This window comes from Lutibacter sp. (assembly GCF_021647475.1).
In the GTDB taxonomy this organism is placed as follows: domain Bacteria; phylum Bacteroidota; class Bacteroidia; order Flavobacteriales; family Flavobacteriaceae; genus Lutibacter.
The window spans coordinates 22,917-38,969 of the sequence record NZ_JAKIUR010000031.1 but is presented as its reverse complement, the minus strand read 5'-3'; the positions used below and the strand labels follow the sequence as shown (position 1 = coordinate 38,969).

General features: G+C 29.2%; 13 protein-coding genes. 6 read left to right on the top strand and 7 right to left on the bottom strand.

Going from position 1 to position 16,053, the window contains the following annotated elements; all coding sequences use genetic code 11:
* The 3 genes from L3J60_RS08710 to L3J60_RS08700 all read left to right on the top strand — a co-directional run.
* The coding region (locus tag L3J60_RS08710) for an Ig-like domain-containing protein (protein WP_291975112.1) at positions 1 to 1,979 on the top strand (1,979 nt) is incomplete at its 5' end.
* 16 nt (positions 1,980 to 1,995) lie between these two features.
* Positions 1,996 to 2,922 carry a type IX secretion system membrane protein PorP/SprF gene (locus L3J60_RS08705; RefSeq protein ID WP_291975111.1) on the top strand — a complete coding sequence of 309 codons (927 nt, stop codon included), beginning with the start codon at positions 1,996 to 1,998 and terminating at the stop codon, positions 2,920 to 2,922.
* Positions 2,923 to 2,947: 25 nt separating this feature from the next.
* Positions 2,948 to 4,537 carry an OmpA family protein gene (locus L3J60_RS08700; protein ID WP_291975110.1) on the top strand — a complete coding sequence of 530 codons (1,590 nt, stop codon included), beginning with the start codon at positions 2,948 to 2,950 and terminating at the stop codon, positions 4,535 to 4,537.
* Positions 4,538 to 4,804: 267 nt separating this feature from the next.
* Here L3J60_RS08700 and gcvP read toward each other — a convergent pair whose 3' ends face one another.
* Positions 4,805 to 7,648, bottom strand: a complete 2,844-nt coding sequence (gcvP, locus tag L3J60_RS08695; RefSeq protein ID WP_291975109.1) for an aminomethyl-transferring glycine dehydrogenase — start codon at positions 7,646 to 7,648, stop codon at positions 4,805 to 4,807.
* A gap of 139 nt (positions 7,649 to 7,787) precedes the next feature.
* On the opposite strand from gcvP, the gene L3J60_RS08690 reads away from it, so the two are divergent.
* On the top strand, positions 7,788 to 8,630 hold the full coding sequence (locus L3J60_RS08690) for a hypothetical protein (RefSeq protein ID WP_291975108.1): 843 nt from the start codon (positions 7,788 to 7,790) through the stop codon (positions 8,628 to 8,630).
* Positions 8,631 to 8,686: 56 nt separating this feature from the next.
* On the opposite strand, the gene L3J60_RS08685 is transcribed toward L3J60_RS08690, so the two are convergent.
* Positions 8,687 to 9,460, bottom strand: a complete 774-nt coding sequence (locus tag L3J60_RS08685; RefSeq protein WP_291975107.1) for a hypothetical protein — start codon at positions 9,458 to 9,460, stop codon at positions 8,687 to 8,689.
* Between the two features lies 1 nt (position 9,461).
* Entirely contained in the window at positions 9,462 to 10,556 is a 1,095-nt protein-coding gene (locus L3J60_RS08680; protein WP_291975106.1) for a Nif3-like dinuclear metal center hexameric protein, read from the bottom strand.
* Positions 10,557 to 10,650: 94 nt separating this feature from the next.
* Here L3J60_RS08680 and lpxK point away from each other — a divergent pair, with 94 nt between their 5' ends.
* Together lpxK and L3J60_RS08670 are read left to right on the top strand one after the other, a co-directional pair.
* Positions 10,651 to 11,688 (top strand): tetraacyldisaccharide 4'-kinase, encoded by a 1,038-nt coding sequence (gene lpxK, locus L3J60_RS08675; RefSeq protein WP_291975105.1) that lies wholly within the window; start codon positions 10,651 to 10,653, stop codon positions 11,686 to 11,688.
* Positions 11,660 to 12,472: a purine-nucleoside phosphorylase gene (locus L3J60_RS08670; RefSeq protein WP_291975104.1), complete on the top strand. Its 813-nt coding sequence runs from the start codon at positions 11,660 to 11,662 to the stop codon at positions 12,470 to 12,472. The genes lpxK and L3J60_RS08670 overlap by 29 nt, the downstream gene beginning before the upstream one ends.
* A 7-nt stretch (positions 12,473 to 12,479) precedes the next feature.
* Here L3J60_RS08670 and L3J60_RS08665 read toward each other — a convergent pair whose 3' ends face one another.
* The 4 genes from L3J60_RS08665 to L3J60_RS08650 are packed head-to-tail and all read right to left on the bottom strand — an operon-like array spanning position 12,480 to position 16,049.
* Positions 12,480 to 13,370, bottom strand: a complete 891-nt coding sequence (locus tag L3J60_RS08665) for a Ppx/GppA phosphatase family protein (protein WP_291975103.1) — start codon at positions 13,368 to 13,370, stop codon at positions 12,480 to 12,482.
* 1 nt (position 13,371) lies between these two features.
* Positions 13,372 to 13,860, bottom strand: a complete 489-nt coding sequence (locus L3J60_RS08660) for a histidine phosphatase family protein (RefSeq protein ID WP_291975102.1) — start codon at positions 13,858 to 13,860, stop codon at positions 13,372 to 13,374.
* Positions 13,861 to 13,890: 30 nt separating this feature from the next.
* Positions 13,891 to 14,538: a pyridoxamine 5'-phosphate oxidase gene (gene pdxH, locus L3J60_RS08655; protein WP_291975101.1), complete on the bottom strand. Its 648-nt coding sequence runs from the start codon at positions 14,536 to 14,538 to the stop codon at positions 13,891 to 13,893.
* 50 nt (positions 14,539 to 14,588) lie between these two features.
* On the bottom strand, positions 14,589 to 16,049 hold the full coding sequence (locus tag L3J60_RS08650; protein WP_291975100.1) for a sodium:solute symporter: 1,461 nt from the start codon (positions 16,047 to 16,049) through the stop codon (positions 14,589 to 14,591).
* Between the last annotated feature and the right edge of the window lie 4 nt (positions 16,050 to 16,053).

Below are 16,053 nucleotides of genomic sequence, written 5' to 3'. Positions count from 1 at the left end.
AAGATGCATTGACGGTAGACTTCACGACCAATGATGGCACAGCAGTAGCCCCGGGCGATTACACCGCACAAAGTGGTACGGTGACCTTCCCATCGGGATCATCAGATGGCGACACCCAAACCATTACGGTTATAACAATTGATGATTTAGAAATAGAACCTACAGAAAATTTTACAGTTAACTTATCTAATTTGGTAAGTACAGGAACTGCAAGTATAGCAGATGCATCAGGAGAAGGAACAATTATAGATACAGATGTAGATGTACAGGATGATATAGCAACAACCGACGAAGATACTGAAGTAATTATATCTGTATTGCTTAATGATACTTATGGTTCAGATGACATAGTAGCAATAACAGGGGTAACTACACCTTCTAATGGAACTGTGGTAATCAATGGTGATGGAACAGTGACCTATACACCAAATCCTGATTTCAATGGAGAAGATACTTTTGATTATACTGTAACAGTGACTAATAGTGATGGAAGTACAACAACAGCTACAGCAACAGTAATTGTTACGGTAAATCCAGTAGCCGATGTTCAGGATGATACAGCAACTACAGATGAAGATACAGCAGTGATTATTTCTGTATTAGATAATGATGGTTTTGATCCTTCATCAGAAATAGAGGTAACAGATGTGACAACACCGTTAAATGGAACAGTTGTAATCAATGATGATGGTACGGTAACCTATACACCAAACCCAGATTTTAATGGAGAAGATACTTTTGAATATACAGTTACGGTGACTAATAGTGATGGAAGTATAACAACAGAAACAGCCACAGTTGTTGTAACAGTAAATCCAGTAGGAGATATTCAAGACGATACAGCAACTACTGATGAAGATATAGCAGTAATTATATCAGTATTAGATAATGATGGTTTTAATACTTCATCTGAAGTAGCAATAACAGCAGTTACTACACCTTCAAATGGAATAGTTGTAGTTAATGATGATGGAACGGTAACCTATACACCAAACCCAGATTTTAATGGAGAAGATACTTTTGATTATACAGTTACGGTGACTAATAGTGATGGAAGTACAACGACAGAAACTGCCACAGTTATAATAACAGTAAATCCAGTAGGAGATGTACAAGATGATACTGCCGAAACGGTAGATCAAAATCCTGTTGAAATAGATGTTTTAGCTAATGACACTTTTGATTCAAATACAGATGTAGCAGTTACTTCCGTAACTACTCCAACTAATGGTAGTGTAGTTATTAATTCAGAAGGAACAGTAACTTATACTGCAAATGAAGGTTTTTATGGAGAAGATACTTTTACTTATACAGTTACGGTTACAAATGAAGATGGCTCAACAACAACAGAAACAGCAACAGTTACGGTAACAGTTTATTTAACACCATTTGCAATTGATGATGAAGTGGTAACAGATGCTAATATTCCAATTGATATTAATATATTGGATAACGATTATGATGAAGACGGAACTATCAATCCAGAATCTGTTGTAATAACTGAAGAGCCATTTAATGGAACAGTGGTTGTAAACGCTGATGGTACGGTAACCTATACTCCTAATCTTGATTACATTGGTGATGATACTTTTGTTTATCAAGTTTGTGATAATGATGGATTATGTGATACTGCCACCGTTACAATAATTGTTACAGGTGTATTAGCAGCAGAATTAAATATTCCTCAAGGTTTTTCACCTAATGGAGATGGTGTACATGATACCTTTGTAATAACTGGTTTAACCAATTTATACCCAAATTTCCAACTTCAAATTTATAACAGATGGGGAAATAAAGTTTATGATTATACACATAATGGAAATCCTTTATCTGAGCCAATTTGGTGGAATGGTTTTTCAAGTGGACGAATGAATGTAAATAGTAACAAACGAGTTCCAGTAGGTACCTATTTCTATATTTTGCATTTTAATAAAGATAATGCAAAACCTAGATCAGGATATGTTTATTTAAATAGATAATTAGTAATTTTGAATTATGAAAAAAATTAAAGCTATTATAAAAATAGTTGTGTTGCTTTTAACAGCTTCAACAATGTATGGCCAACAAGATGCTCAATATACGCAGTATATGTATAATATGAATGTTATAAACCCCGCCTATGCTGGTTCTCAAAATACGCTAAGTATAGGTTTGTTAGGACGCTCTCAATGGGTTGGAATTGACGGAGCACCAAAAACATATACATTTGATATTCATGCACCTATAAAAAGAAATGTTGGTTTAGGATTTTCTGTAATTGCAGATGAGATAGGACCTGTAAAAGAACAAAATGTTTATGTAGATTTTTCTTATACAATTCGAACTTCAGAAAATTCAAATTTAGCGTTAGGTCTTAAAGGTGGTTTTACCTTTATGGATGCAAAATTGAGTCAGTTAGATTTAGGAGATAATCTTCCAGATGATTTATTTACCAATAATGATTTACATAAAACTTCTCCAAATTTTGGTGTTGGAGCATATTATTATACAGATAGATTTTATGTTGGGGTTTCAATGCCTAATATGCTAAAAACATTACACTTTGAGAAAAGAGGTGGCGTAGTTGAAAGAGCAGCCGAAGATATGCATTATTTTATCACTTCTGGGGTTGTATTTAACGTTTCAGATAATTTAAAATTAAAACCATCTGTAATGTTTAAAGCCGTTAATGGTGCACCTTTATCAGTCGATTTATCAGGAAATGCTTTAATTAATAATAAATTTGAATTAGGACTTTCTTGGAGATTAGATGATTCAGTTAGTGGAACTTTTAATATTCTAATTTCACCATCAACAAGAATTGGTTATGCTTATGATTATACCTTATCCAATTTGGGAGATTTTAATTCTGGTTCACATGAAGTATTTTTGTTGTTTAATATTAGTAATTCAAGAGCAGGTTTATCACCTCGTTTCTTTTAAATTAGCATAATTTAAAATTTTTAAAATGAAAAAAGTTTTTATAATTCTATTAGTGTTTATAAGTGTATTCAATTATGCTCAAAACAAACAGGAAAGATATAGCATCAAAAATTTATCTATTAATAATGCATATTCTAATTTTGGAACTTCGTTTTTTGGAACTGATAAAATGATTTTTGCAGCACCAGCCAAACGTAATTATATTATTAATAATACTTGGAAACCTAATGGTCAACCATTTTTAGATTTATATGAAGGAACAATTTCAGCAGATGGTGAATTAACTAATATTAAGAAATTTTCTTCAAAAATAAATACAAAATTTCATGAAGCAGATGTTGCTTTTTCAAAAGATAAAAAAACAGTTTATTTTTCTAGAAGCAATTACTTTGATGGTAAATATAAGAAAGATACTTTAGGAATAAACAGAATAAAAATGTTTAAAGCTAGTGTTGATTCTAACAATAAATGGACAAATATTGAACCGATGCCATTTAATAATGATAATTATTCAACAGGGCAACCAACAATTAGCGAAGATGGAAAAACATTATATTTTGTGTCTGATATGCCAGGAACTTTAGGAAAAACAGATATTTTTAAAGTAGCCATTCATAAAGATGGAACCTATGGAAAACCTATTAATTTAGGACCAGAAGTTAACACGCCAGAAAGAGAAATGTTTCCTTTTATAGACGGTAATAATGATTTATACTATTCCACAGATGGAAGACCAGACGGAAGAGGAATGTTAGATGTTTATGTAAATAGAATTACTCCTGATGGAATTTTACCAGCTGTAAATTTAGGAGATAACATTAACAGTGATAGAGATGATTTTGCTTTTATAATAGATAAAGATAAGCGAAGTGGTTATTTTTCATCTAATAGAATAAATGGAAAAGGTGATGATGATATCTATTATTTTTATGAAGAAATTCCTTTGGTTTATGAATGTAATCAAACCATTACAGTTATAGTTAAAAGTAAAAAAACGAAAGAAGTTATTTCAGATGCTAACTTAAATATTTACAAAGGAGAAGAATTACTTGTAGATGGTGAAAAATCTAATAAACAAGGTGAATATGTTTATAATGCAGATTGTGAAACTACCTATAAAGTAGAAGCAAGTAAAAAGTATTATATTACTACCTCAAAAGTAATTAAAACTTCAAATAAAAATAAAATCAATAAAAATGTGATATTATACTTGCCTGTTGATGAGTTTATTGTTTTACGTGATAAGGTTATGATTGATGTTAATTCTATTTATTTTAATTATGATAAATTCAATATTAGGCGAGATGCAGCGTTAGAATTAGACAAGGTGATAGCAATTATGAAAAAATATCCAAAGTTAATTGTTGAATCAGGTTCACATACTGATTCTAGAGGACCGGATAAATACAATATGATTTTATCAGATAAAAGAGCAAAATCAACAGTGGATTATATAATTTCAAAAGGAATTTCACCTGATAGAATTTCAGGAAAAGGTTATGGAGAAACACGCTTAACAAATAAATGTTCAAATGGTGTAAAATGTTCTGAGGATGAACATCAATTAAATAGACGGACAGAATTTGTTATTGTAAATCCTGAGGTTATTAATTAAATTGAAATAAGTAAAAAATATAAAAATCTAATGGTTTTAATAGATACAATTAAAGAATATACTACAGTTGTGGGGACGACGATTTCTTTAGTTAATTAAAACTATTGGTTTTCTATTGAGTTATTTATAAAAGAGTTAAAATAATATACTACAGTTGTGGGGACGACAAATATTATTTCTTTTATTAAATTTCTTATATAGAAAAGGAAAGTCTCGAGAATTTTCTCGAGACTTTCTAATGATTATAATAATATTTTATAAAGTTTTCTAAATATAATCTTCAATTGGGTTACAAGAACAAACTAAATTTCTATCTCCAAATGCATCATCAATTCTAGCAACTGCAGGCCAAAATTTATTTTCTTTTAAATAAGGTAAAGGAAAAGCTGCATCTTTTCTAGAATAAGGATAATTCCATTCGTCTGAAGTAACCATTTCTTCAGTATGAGGTGCATTTTTAAGTGCAGTATCTAAATCACCTTCTTTCATCAAATTAATTTCTTTTTTTATACTAATTAAAGCATCGCAAAAACGATCTAACTCTTCTTTGTTTTCACTTTCAGTTGGTTCAATCATTAAAGTATCATGTACAGGGAATGAAACTGTTGGAGCATGGTAGCCGTAATCCATTAATCGTTTAGAAACATCGGTAACATCAGCACCTTTAGCCTTAAATTCTCTAAAATCTACAATCATCTCATGTGCTGCAAAACCATGTTCACCTGCATATAAAATTTTGAAATATTTTTCTAATCGAGTTTTTAAATAGTTTGCGTTTAAAATAGCATATTTAGTAGCTTTTTTAAGCCCTTTTGTGCCAAGCATTTTAATGTATCCATATGAAATTAAAAGTACTAAAGCAGAACCCCAAGGAGCAGAAGAAACTGCACTAATTGCTTTTTCTCCACCAGTTTTTACAATAGGATTAGAAGGTAGAAATGGTGCTAAATGTTTTGCAACACAAATTGGACCAACTCCTGGTCCGCCACCTCCATGTGGAATAGCAAATGTTTTGTGTAAATTTAAGTGACAAACATCGGCACCAATGGTTGCAGGATTTGTCAGTCCAACTTGAGCATTCATATTTGCACCGTCCATATAAACTTGTCCGCCATTAGCATGAATTATTTCAGTAATTTCTTTAATAGAACTTTCAAAAACACCGTGAGTTGAAGGATACGTAACCATTAAAGTGCCTAAATTATCTTTATAAAATTCTGCTTTTTCACGTAAATCATCAACATCAATATTTCCAGCTTCTGTAGATTTTGTAACTACAACTTTAAAACCTGCCATATGTGCTGATGCAGGGTTAGTACCGTGTGCCGAAGAAGGAATTAAACAGATATTTCGATGGTCTTCACCATTAGCTGAATGATAGGCTTTAATAATGGATAAACCTGCATATTCACCTTGTGCACCAGAATTTGGTTGTAATGAAGTTGCGTAAAAACCAGTAATTTCATTTAATGATTTTTCTAAATCTGCTATCATTTCTTGATATCCTTGTGCTTGATTTAATGGTACAAATGGATGTATATTTCCCCAGTTTGGCCAACTTAAAGGTAACATTTCAGTGGCTGCATTTAATTTCATGGTGCATGAGCCTAGTGAAATCATTGACTGTGTAAGTGATAAATCTTTACGTTCTAATTTTTTTAAATAACGCATCATTTCAGTTTCTGAATGATATTTATCAAAAACTTCATGAGTCATAAAAGTGGAAGTTCGTTTAAATTCTTGAGGAAATTCATTTTCAACTAGAGTATCAAATTTTACAATAGTTTTTCCTTCCGCTTCCGCTAAAATTTCAAGAATTTCATTAACATCATCTAAATTTGTAGTTTCATTCAAGGAAATATTAACTACATTTTTAGCAGGATATAAAAAGTTAATTTCTTTTTGTTCTGCTATTTCTTTTATTTTAGTATCGCTGGAAACTTTAACAGATAAAGTATCAAAAAATAATGAATTTTGTTGTTCTAGGTTTAATTTTTTTAACCCTTCGTTTAAGGTATTTGTTAAATTATGAATAGTTGTTACAATATATTTTAAACCATCTGCACCATGATAAACACCATACATACCAGCCATTACAGCTAGTAAAACTTGAGCAGTGCAAATGTTAGAAGTTGCTTTTTCTCTTTTAATATGTTGTTCACGTGTTTGTAGTGCCATTCTTAAAGCACGTTTACCAAATTTATCTTTTGAAATCCCAATTATTCTACCAGGAATGGTACGTTTATAAGTATCTTTTGCAGCAAAATAACCTGCATGAGGACCTCCGTAACCCATTGGAATACCAAAACGTTGAGTAGTTCCAACCACAACATCTGCTCCCCATTGACCAGGAGGTGTTAATAACACTAAACTTAATAAGTCGGCGGCAACAGCAACTCTAATTCCGTTAGCATTGGCTTTGGTAACAAAATTATTATAATTAAAAATTTGACCACTTTTACCGGGATATTGAACTATAGCTCCAAAAAAGTTATTCGAAAAATTAAAATTTTGATGATTGCCAATAACTAATTCTATTCCAAAAGGGTTTGATCTGGTTTTTAAAACGCTAATGGTTTGAGGTAGTAATTCTTCAGAAACAAAAAACTTGTTCACTTCCATTTTTTTTTGATCACGATTTCTAGTATTAAATAGCATAATCATAGCTTCGGCAGCTGCAGTTCCTTCATCTAATAAAGAAGAATTTGCTAATGGTAATCCAGTTAAATCACTAACTATAGTTTGATAATTTAACAATGCTTCTAATCGTCCTTGTGAAATTTCTGCTTGGTATGGCGTATAAGAAGTGTACCAACCTGGATTTTCTAAAACATTGCGTTGAATTACACTTGGTAATACCGTTGGATGGTAACCTAAACCGATATAGTTTTTAAATAATTTATTTTTATTTGATAGAATTTGAATTTTTTTTAAATATTCAAATTCGCTTATGGCTTTTGGTAAATTTAATTCGTTTTTTAAGCGAATATCTGTTGGAACTGTTTTATCAATTAGTTCATCTAAGGAGTTCACTCCTATAGTTTTAATCATTTCTTTAACCTCGTTTTCTCGAGGGCCTAAATGTCTTAAAACAAAAGAATCTGTTTTCATTTATATAGGTTATATGTGGATTAATTTTAAGCACACAAATTTAATTAAAATAAACGAATGGATATGTTAATTTCACTACATTATATAAGTAGGTTAAAAATTAAATATTCATATAAAATCAAAAAACTACATTTGTGTAATGAATAGTTTAAAAAAAATATTTAATTTTTACATTTTTAGTAATATTCATGTGGCTATTGCTGGATTTTGTTTAGCAAAAATAACCTTAATAAAGTTCGATATACATTCAAATTTAGCTCCTTTGTTAATCGGTTTCTCCATTATAATCTCTTATAATTTTATACGTTATTTTGAAATAGATTCTAAACGATTGGGTTGGTTTAAATCTTGGTTTTTACAAAATGAAATACGATTAGTTTGGGTTTCTGTTTTAGCATTTTTAAGCTCAGTTTATATTATTTTATTTACTAAATTTAATTTAGAATCTTTATTTATAGTTATCCCATTTGGATTTATTACAGTTTTTTATGCTATTCCTATATTTAAAATTGGAAAATTTGAAGTTTCCTTTAGAAATTTTCCTGCCATTAAAATATTTAGCATTGCAATTGCTTGGGCTGGAGTTACTGTTTTATTTCCCTTATTAGAACAGGGATATCATTTTGATAATAATGTTTATTTAACCTTTTTTCAACGTGTTATTATTTTGATTGCATATACCATTCCTTTTGATATTAGGGATATTAATTTTGATGAAAAGCAGTTAAAAACGATTCCGCAATTGGTTGGAATTAAAAATTCTAAAATAGTTGGGACTATATTGTTGTCTATTTTTGTATTAATGGGATTTTTAAAAAATAATTATTTTGAAAAAGATATTTTATCAGATGTTATAATAGCGATAATTGCATTTCTATTTTTATGGAATTCTAAAACTAAACAATCACGTTATTACACTAGTTTTTTTGTAGAAGCAATTCCAATTTTATGGTTTTTAGAAGTTGTAGTGTTTTTTTGGTAGGGAGCAAAAAAAAGCCCTCCAAATTTGAGAGCTTTATTTTAAATATTTATTGGTAATTACTTTAATAAGTTAGCAATTTTCTCTTTTTCTTCTTCGGCCAAAGCACCGTCAACTAAAATTCTTCCGCTGTATTCGTCAATAATTATTTTTTTCCTACCAGCAATTTCAACTTGTCTTTGTGGTGGAATAGTAAAGAATGAACCTCCTGAAGCACCTCTATCAATAGAAACAACTGCTAAGCCATTTCTAACATTAGTTCTAATTCTTTTATATGCTTTTAATAATTTTTCATCAATTAATTTAGCGTATTCTTCTGATTTTTTAACTAATAAAATTTCTTCTTTAACCGTGTCTTTCATAATATCTTCTAATTCAGCAGATTTATGTTTTAATTGGTCATCTTTTTTAGCAATATTTTCTTTAGCAGTTTCAATTATTGCATTTTTTTGTTCAATTTTAACTCTAAATTCTTTTATCTTTTTATCAGCAAGTTGAGTCTCAAGTTCTTGATATTCAACTTCTTTACTAATTGAATCAAATTCTCTATTATTACGAACTTTTTTTTGTTGTTCGTTATATTTTTTAATTAATGTTTTAGCTTCTTCAATAACTAATTTTTTTGAAGCTATATCATTATTCAAATTTTCAACTTCGGTATCTAAATTAGATAGCCGTTTGTTTAAACCAACTATTTCATCTTCTAAATCATCAATTTCTAAAGGTAATTCGCCTCTAACATTTTTAATTTCATCTGCTCGTGAATCAATTAACTGTAAATCATAAAGTGCTCTTAATTTTTCTTCAACGGTAACTTCTTTCTTTTTAGCCATATTATAAGTAATAAATTGGATTGGTGTTTTTATTTGATAAAACGACTGCAAAATTAGGGAATTTTTTTGTAAGAATATCAACTATTAGATTTTTTGTGAATTGTTCACTTTCATAGTGCCCTATATCTGCAATAATCAGCTTGTTTTCAGCTTTATAAAACTCGTGGTATTTAATATCTGAGGTTATATAAGCATCTGCTTTTGCATGAATTGCGTTGTTAATTGCAAAATTACCTGAACCTCCTAAAACCGCAACTTTTTTAATGGATTTTCCTAATAATTTAGAATGTCGAATACATTTTGTTTGCATCGTTTTTTTTACGAATTGTAAAAAATCGGTTTCATTTTTTGGTTTATCAAACTCTCCAACCATTCCAATGCCAATTTCTTTATTAATATTATCAAGTGAAATAATGTCATAGGCAACTTCTTCATAAGGATGGGTATTTAAAAGTGCTTGAATAACGTTAGCTTGCTTGTGTTTTTCAAAAATTACACTTATTAAAACTTCATTTTCTGTATGCGTTTGTCCTTTTTTACCTAAAACAGGGTTAGCATTTTCATTGGCTCGGTAAGTTCCAAAACCTTCTGTGTTATAACTGCATTGGTCGTAATTCCCTATATTTCCTGCACCAAGTTTAAATAGTGCGTTTCTAACGCTTTCAGCATTTTTTGTAGGTACGTAGGTAATTAGTTTTTTTAAAGTGTTTTTTTTAGGAATTAAAACCTTTCTATTTTTTAACCCTAAAACTTCACAAATTTTTGCATTAACGCCTTGAAAAGAATTATCTAAAGCAGTGTGAATAGCATAAATAGCGATATTATTTTTAATAGCTTTTAAAACAACACGTTCTACATAATTTTTGCCATTTAATTTTTTTAGTCCAGAAAAAATGATAGGATGAAAACTTACAATTAAATTACAATTTTTTTCAATAGCTTCATCTAAGGTAACTTCCAAAGTATCTAAAGTAACTAATACTCCAGAAACTTCAGTAATATAGCTGCCAATTAGTAAGCCAACATTATCAAAATCTTCTGCATAATTTAAAGGTGCTATTGCTTCAATACAATTGGTAATATCTTTTATTTTCATTCTAAATTTAAAATTTATACACAAATATAAGCTAGCTTTTAAAGTTAACCTAATTATGTAAAAATTACTAATATGTTTTGTAAATTTGTCCTTAGTGAATTTGATAAGAAAAATAGCATTTCCTTTCTCTTTTATCTATAAATGGATGACTAGTTTTAGAAATTATTTGTTTGATATTAGAGTATTAAAATCAACAAAATTTGATATTCCAACTATTGTAGTAGGAAATTTAAGTGTTGGAGGAACAGGAAAAACTCCACAAATTGAATATTTAATTCGATTATTAAGTGAAAAATATACTATTGCTGTTTTAAGTAGAGGTTATAAGCGGAAAAGTAAAGGTTTTATAATTGCAGATGAAACTTCAAATGCCGAAATGATAGGTGATGAACCTTTTCAGTATTTTCAAAAATTTAAAAATATTTCTGTTTGTGTTGATGCGGATAGAGTTCATGGAATTCAACAAATTTTAAAATTAAAACTAAAAGTAGAAGTGGTTTTATTAGATGATGCTTTTCAGCATCGAAAAATTGAAGGTGGATTAAATATTTTGTTAACTTCTTATGATAATTTATATTGTGATGATTCTATTTTACCAAGCGGTAATTTAAGAGAATCTGTAGTAGGATCAAGAAGGGCACAGCTAATTGTGGTAACAAAATGTCCTAATAAATTAACTGAAGATCAGCAATTTGAAATTGCTAAAAAATTAAATCCGAGTTTGTATCAAACAATATTTTTTAGTTCAATTAGTTATGATACTGTTTTAAAAGGAGACCATGAGATTACAATTACTGATTTGCAAGAAAGTGAAATTTTATTAGTTACAGGAATTGAAAATCCAACTCCATTATTAAACTATTTAGAAAAAAATGAGATAAAATATAGGCATTTAAAATTCAAAGATCATCATCATTTTTCAAATCAAGATATTGTTACTATTAACAATGAATTTAACCAAATCAAATCAAATAAAAAGATAGTTTTAACAACAGAAAAGGATTATGTTCGTATCTTTGAAAAATTGCCAAATGTCAATTACATTGCCATAAAAACAAAATTTATTAACCATAAAAAAGATTTTGACAATCTTATAAATACATATGTGGAATCAAGTACAAGAAACCGTTGAGTTTTTAAAAAATAAAGGAATAACTGCACCAGATTATGGTATTATTTTAGGAACAGGCTTAGGAAATTTAGTAAGTAAAATAACCGTTGAGTTAATAATTCCTTATAATGAAATTCCAAATTTTCCAGTTTCTACAGTTCAAGGACATAAAGGAGCACTAATTTTTGGAACTATTGGAACTAAAAAAGTACTTGCTATGCAAGGTAGATTTCATTTTTATGAAGGTTGGTCTATTGAAAAAACAGTTTTTCCTGTTAGAGTAATGAAATATTTGGGAGTTGAAAACCTAATAGTTTCTAATGCTTCAGGAGGTGTAAATCCTAATTTTTCAGTTGGTGATATTATGATAATAACGGATCATATTAATTTAATGCCAGTACATCCATTACATGGTAAAAACGAAGATCGTTTTGGACCAAGATTTGTAGATATGCATGAAGCTTATAGCAACAAAATGATTGCTAAAATGGAAGGTATTTCACAAAAATTAAATATTCCAGTTCAAAAAGGTGTTTATTTAGCCTTACAAGGACCAACATTTGAAACTCCTGCAGAATATAAAATGGTTAAATCACTTGGTGCTGATGCAGTTGGAATGTCAACTGTACCAGAAGTAATAGTAGCTAAACATATGGGAATGACTTGTTTTGGTATTTCTGTAATAACCGATATGGGAGGTGATGATTTTGTTGCTGAAGTATCTCATGAAGAGGTTCAAAAAGTAGCCAAAAAATCAGAAAAATTAGTAGGTAAGCTGGTGGAAGAGTTTGTTAAACAAAACTAATTTTATACTATAACTTATTGAAGTATAAGTTTTTAATTATTCCATCTGCTAATCCAATTTTCGGAACATAAATTTTATATGCTCCACTCCATTGCATAGTAGAAATAAAAATTTTAGTTGCAGGAATAATTACATCAGCTCTGTCTGGGTTCAAACCTAATTCAATTATTCGATCTTCATAACTCATTTTTTTTAGAAATTGGTAATGTGCTTTTAAATAAATTAATGATAAAGGTTTACCCATAAGTTCCCCTGACATTTTAAATAGTTTATTAATATTTCCGCCAGAACCAATTAGTGATAAATTTTTTAAATTTTGGGTATTTTCTTTTATCCAATTTTCCATTTCTATCCAAATAGGATGCTTGGATTTTTTACTGATATAGCGAACAGTTCCTATTTTAAAAGATTTTGAATTAATGATTTTTCCGTTAGAAAACACGGTAATTTCAGTACTTCCACCACCAACATCAACATATAGGTGAGATTTATCAGGATCAATTATGGAAGATAAATCTGTAGAAAAAATAATTTCAGCTTCTTTTTTACCATCAATAATATCAATTTCAATGCCTGTTTTGTTAAAAATAGATTCCACTACTTCTACTCCATTGGTTGCTTCTCGCATAGCGGAAGTTGCACAGGCTTTATACTTTTTTACTCCATGAACATCCATCAATAATTTAAAGGCACTCATAGCTTTTTGCATTCGAAGGGCATTTTTATCTGATATTTTACCTGTTATAAAAGTGTCTGCACCTAATCGAATGGGAACTCGAATGATAGCTGATTTTTTAAAACTTGGAGCATCTTCATCTTTATCGGTAATTACATTTACAATTAATAATCTAATTGCGTTAGACCCAATATCAATACCTGCAAGTTTCTCAATTTTCATATTATTTATAGTTTTTGGGAAATTCAGTTAAAAAAGTTTTACCCGATTTAATATTTTTCCAATGGTTATTTTCAAATTTAATTCCAATAACACCACAAGTAGGTACATGGTTTACTATTTCGTTTCCAAATTTATTTACAAAGTCACTAATTCCGTGGTCGTGGCTAAAAATAATTGCGGAATCAAAACTATCATCTAAAGCTTTTACGGTTTTAATTAAATATCCATCACTAAAACTATAAAGTGATTTACTGATTTTTAAATTTGCTAAAGGATAATTAAAGGAATAACTAAAAATCATTGCGGTATGTAAAGCACGGTTTGCACAACTTGCTACAAAAACATCTGGACAAGCAACTTTTTTTTGCAATACTGATGAAATTAAATAAGCATCATTTATACCACGTTTTTTTAAAGGTCTATCAATATCATTAATGCCTTCGTATTCCCAAGAAGATTTTGCATGCCTAGCAATATAAAGTGTTTTCATAGGTTGTGGTTTTATTTCAAATATAAAAAATCAAGGAGCTAATCTATCAATTTTCCAATCATAATTTTTTTGTAAGGTGTAAATTATTCTATCGTGCATTCTGTTTGGTCTTCCTTGCCAAAATTCAATACTAATAGGTTTTACAATAAATCCTCCCCAATATTTTGGGCGAGGAATTTCTTTGTTTTTAAATTTTTCTTCAAATTGTTTTAACCGATTGTCTAAGTATTTACGAGAAGGAACTATTTCACTTTGATTAGAAGCCCAAGCACCAAGTTTGCTTCCATCAGGTCTTGAATCAAAATAACCATCTGATAAATTTTCGGCAATTTTTTCTGCGGTTCCTTTAATAATTACTTGTCGTTCTAAATTATTCCAAAAAAAAGACAAACAAACTTTAGGGTTTTTTAAAATTGCTTTTCCTTTTTCACTGTTATAATTCGTATAAAAAATAAATCCTTCCCAAGTATATTTTTTTAATAAAACCACTCTGTTTTTTGGATATCCATCTAAGCCAATGGTTGAAATAGTCATAGCATTGGGCTCAGTATCTCCTCCAAATTCTTCAACTTCATAAAACCATTTTTGAAAAAGTTCCATCGGATTTTCTAAAACTTCTTTTTTTGAAAGTTCTCGTTTATTATAAACTTTTCGGTAATTACTTAGGTCTTGTCCCATTTAACAAAAATAAAAAATCTTTTAAAGGAATTTCATATTATATAGTATTATTATTTTCTTTTTTGAAGTAATAAAAGTCCGAAAAAAGTTATGCAACCATTTACTATTAATAATTCATATCCAAATATATAACCATTTAAAAGTGATACAGAATAATCATTAATTAAATAAGTTAAGGCAACAGAAATTACTGCAACAAGCCATACCCACTTATCTTTAATAGTTATTTTAGTGAAAATACCAAAGGCAAAAATTCCTAATAAAGGTCCGTAAGTATAAGATGCAACTTGTAATAAACTACTAATTACATTATCTTTTAGTAGATATCTAAAACTAATTATTACTAAGATTAAAATGATAGAAATACCAATATGAACATTTTTACGAATACCTTTTTGCTTGTTTTTAGGCTTGTTTTCAATATTTAAAAAATCAATACAATACGATGTAGTCAAGGAAGTTAAAGCACTGTCAGCACTGGAATACGCCGCAGCAATAAGTCCTAAAATAAATAAAATTCCAACGGTAATTCCTAAATTACTTTGTAAAGCAATTTCAGGAAAAAGTAAATCAGTTTTAACACTTCCATCTATTATAGGAATTGAAATGTTAAATTTATTTGCGTAAATGAATAATAAAGCTCCTAAAGTTAAAAATATAAAATTTACAATAATTAAAATAAATCCTAGCGACAATACATTCCACTGAGCTTCTTTGGTGTTTTTACATGTTAAGTTTTTTTGCATCATATCCTGATCTAAACCGGTCATGGCAATGGCAATAAACATTCCTCCTAAAATAGATTTTACGGCATATTTTTTATCATTAAAATCATCTAAAAACCAAATTTTACTATAATGTTTAAATTCAGTAGAGGCAAACAAATCGGTAATTGACCAGTTTAATTGATTCAGAATGAAATAAATAGAACCAAAAACGGCAATTAGCATAAATAAAGTCTGCAAAGTATCTGTCCAAACAATGGTTTTTATTCCACCTTTAAAAGTGTAAATCCAAATTAAAAGAATGGAAAGTATAACGGTTATTTCAAACGGAACATGCCAAGTATCAAAAATAAAATATTGCAATACAGAAGCCACTAAAAACAAACGAAATGAAGCTCCTAAAACTCTGGAGATAAAAAAGAAAATAGCACCAGTTTTATGAGTTGTTGCTCCAAATCTAATTTTTAAATATTCATAAATTGAAGTTACTTTTAATTGATAATAAATAGGAATTAATACATAAGCAATTACAAAATAGCCGAACAAATAACCAATTACAATTTGCATATAACTAAATTGCGAACTTTGAACCCAACCAGGAACGGAAATAAACGTTACACCAGAAAGAGAAGCTCCAATCATTCCAAAAGCAACCACATACCAAGGTGAATTTTTATTGGCTTTAAAAAAAGTTTCGTTACTGTCATTTTTACTTGTAAAATGAGCAATTAATAAAAGTAAGCCGAAATAAGCTACAATAAGTAAAAGAATATAAATTGGTTTCATTTAA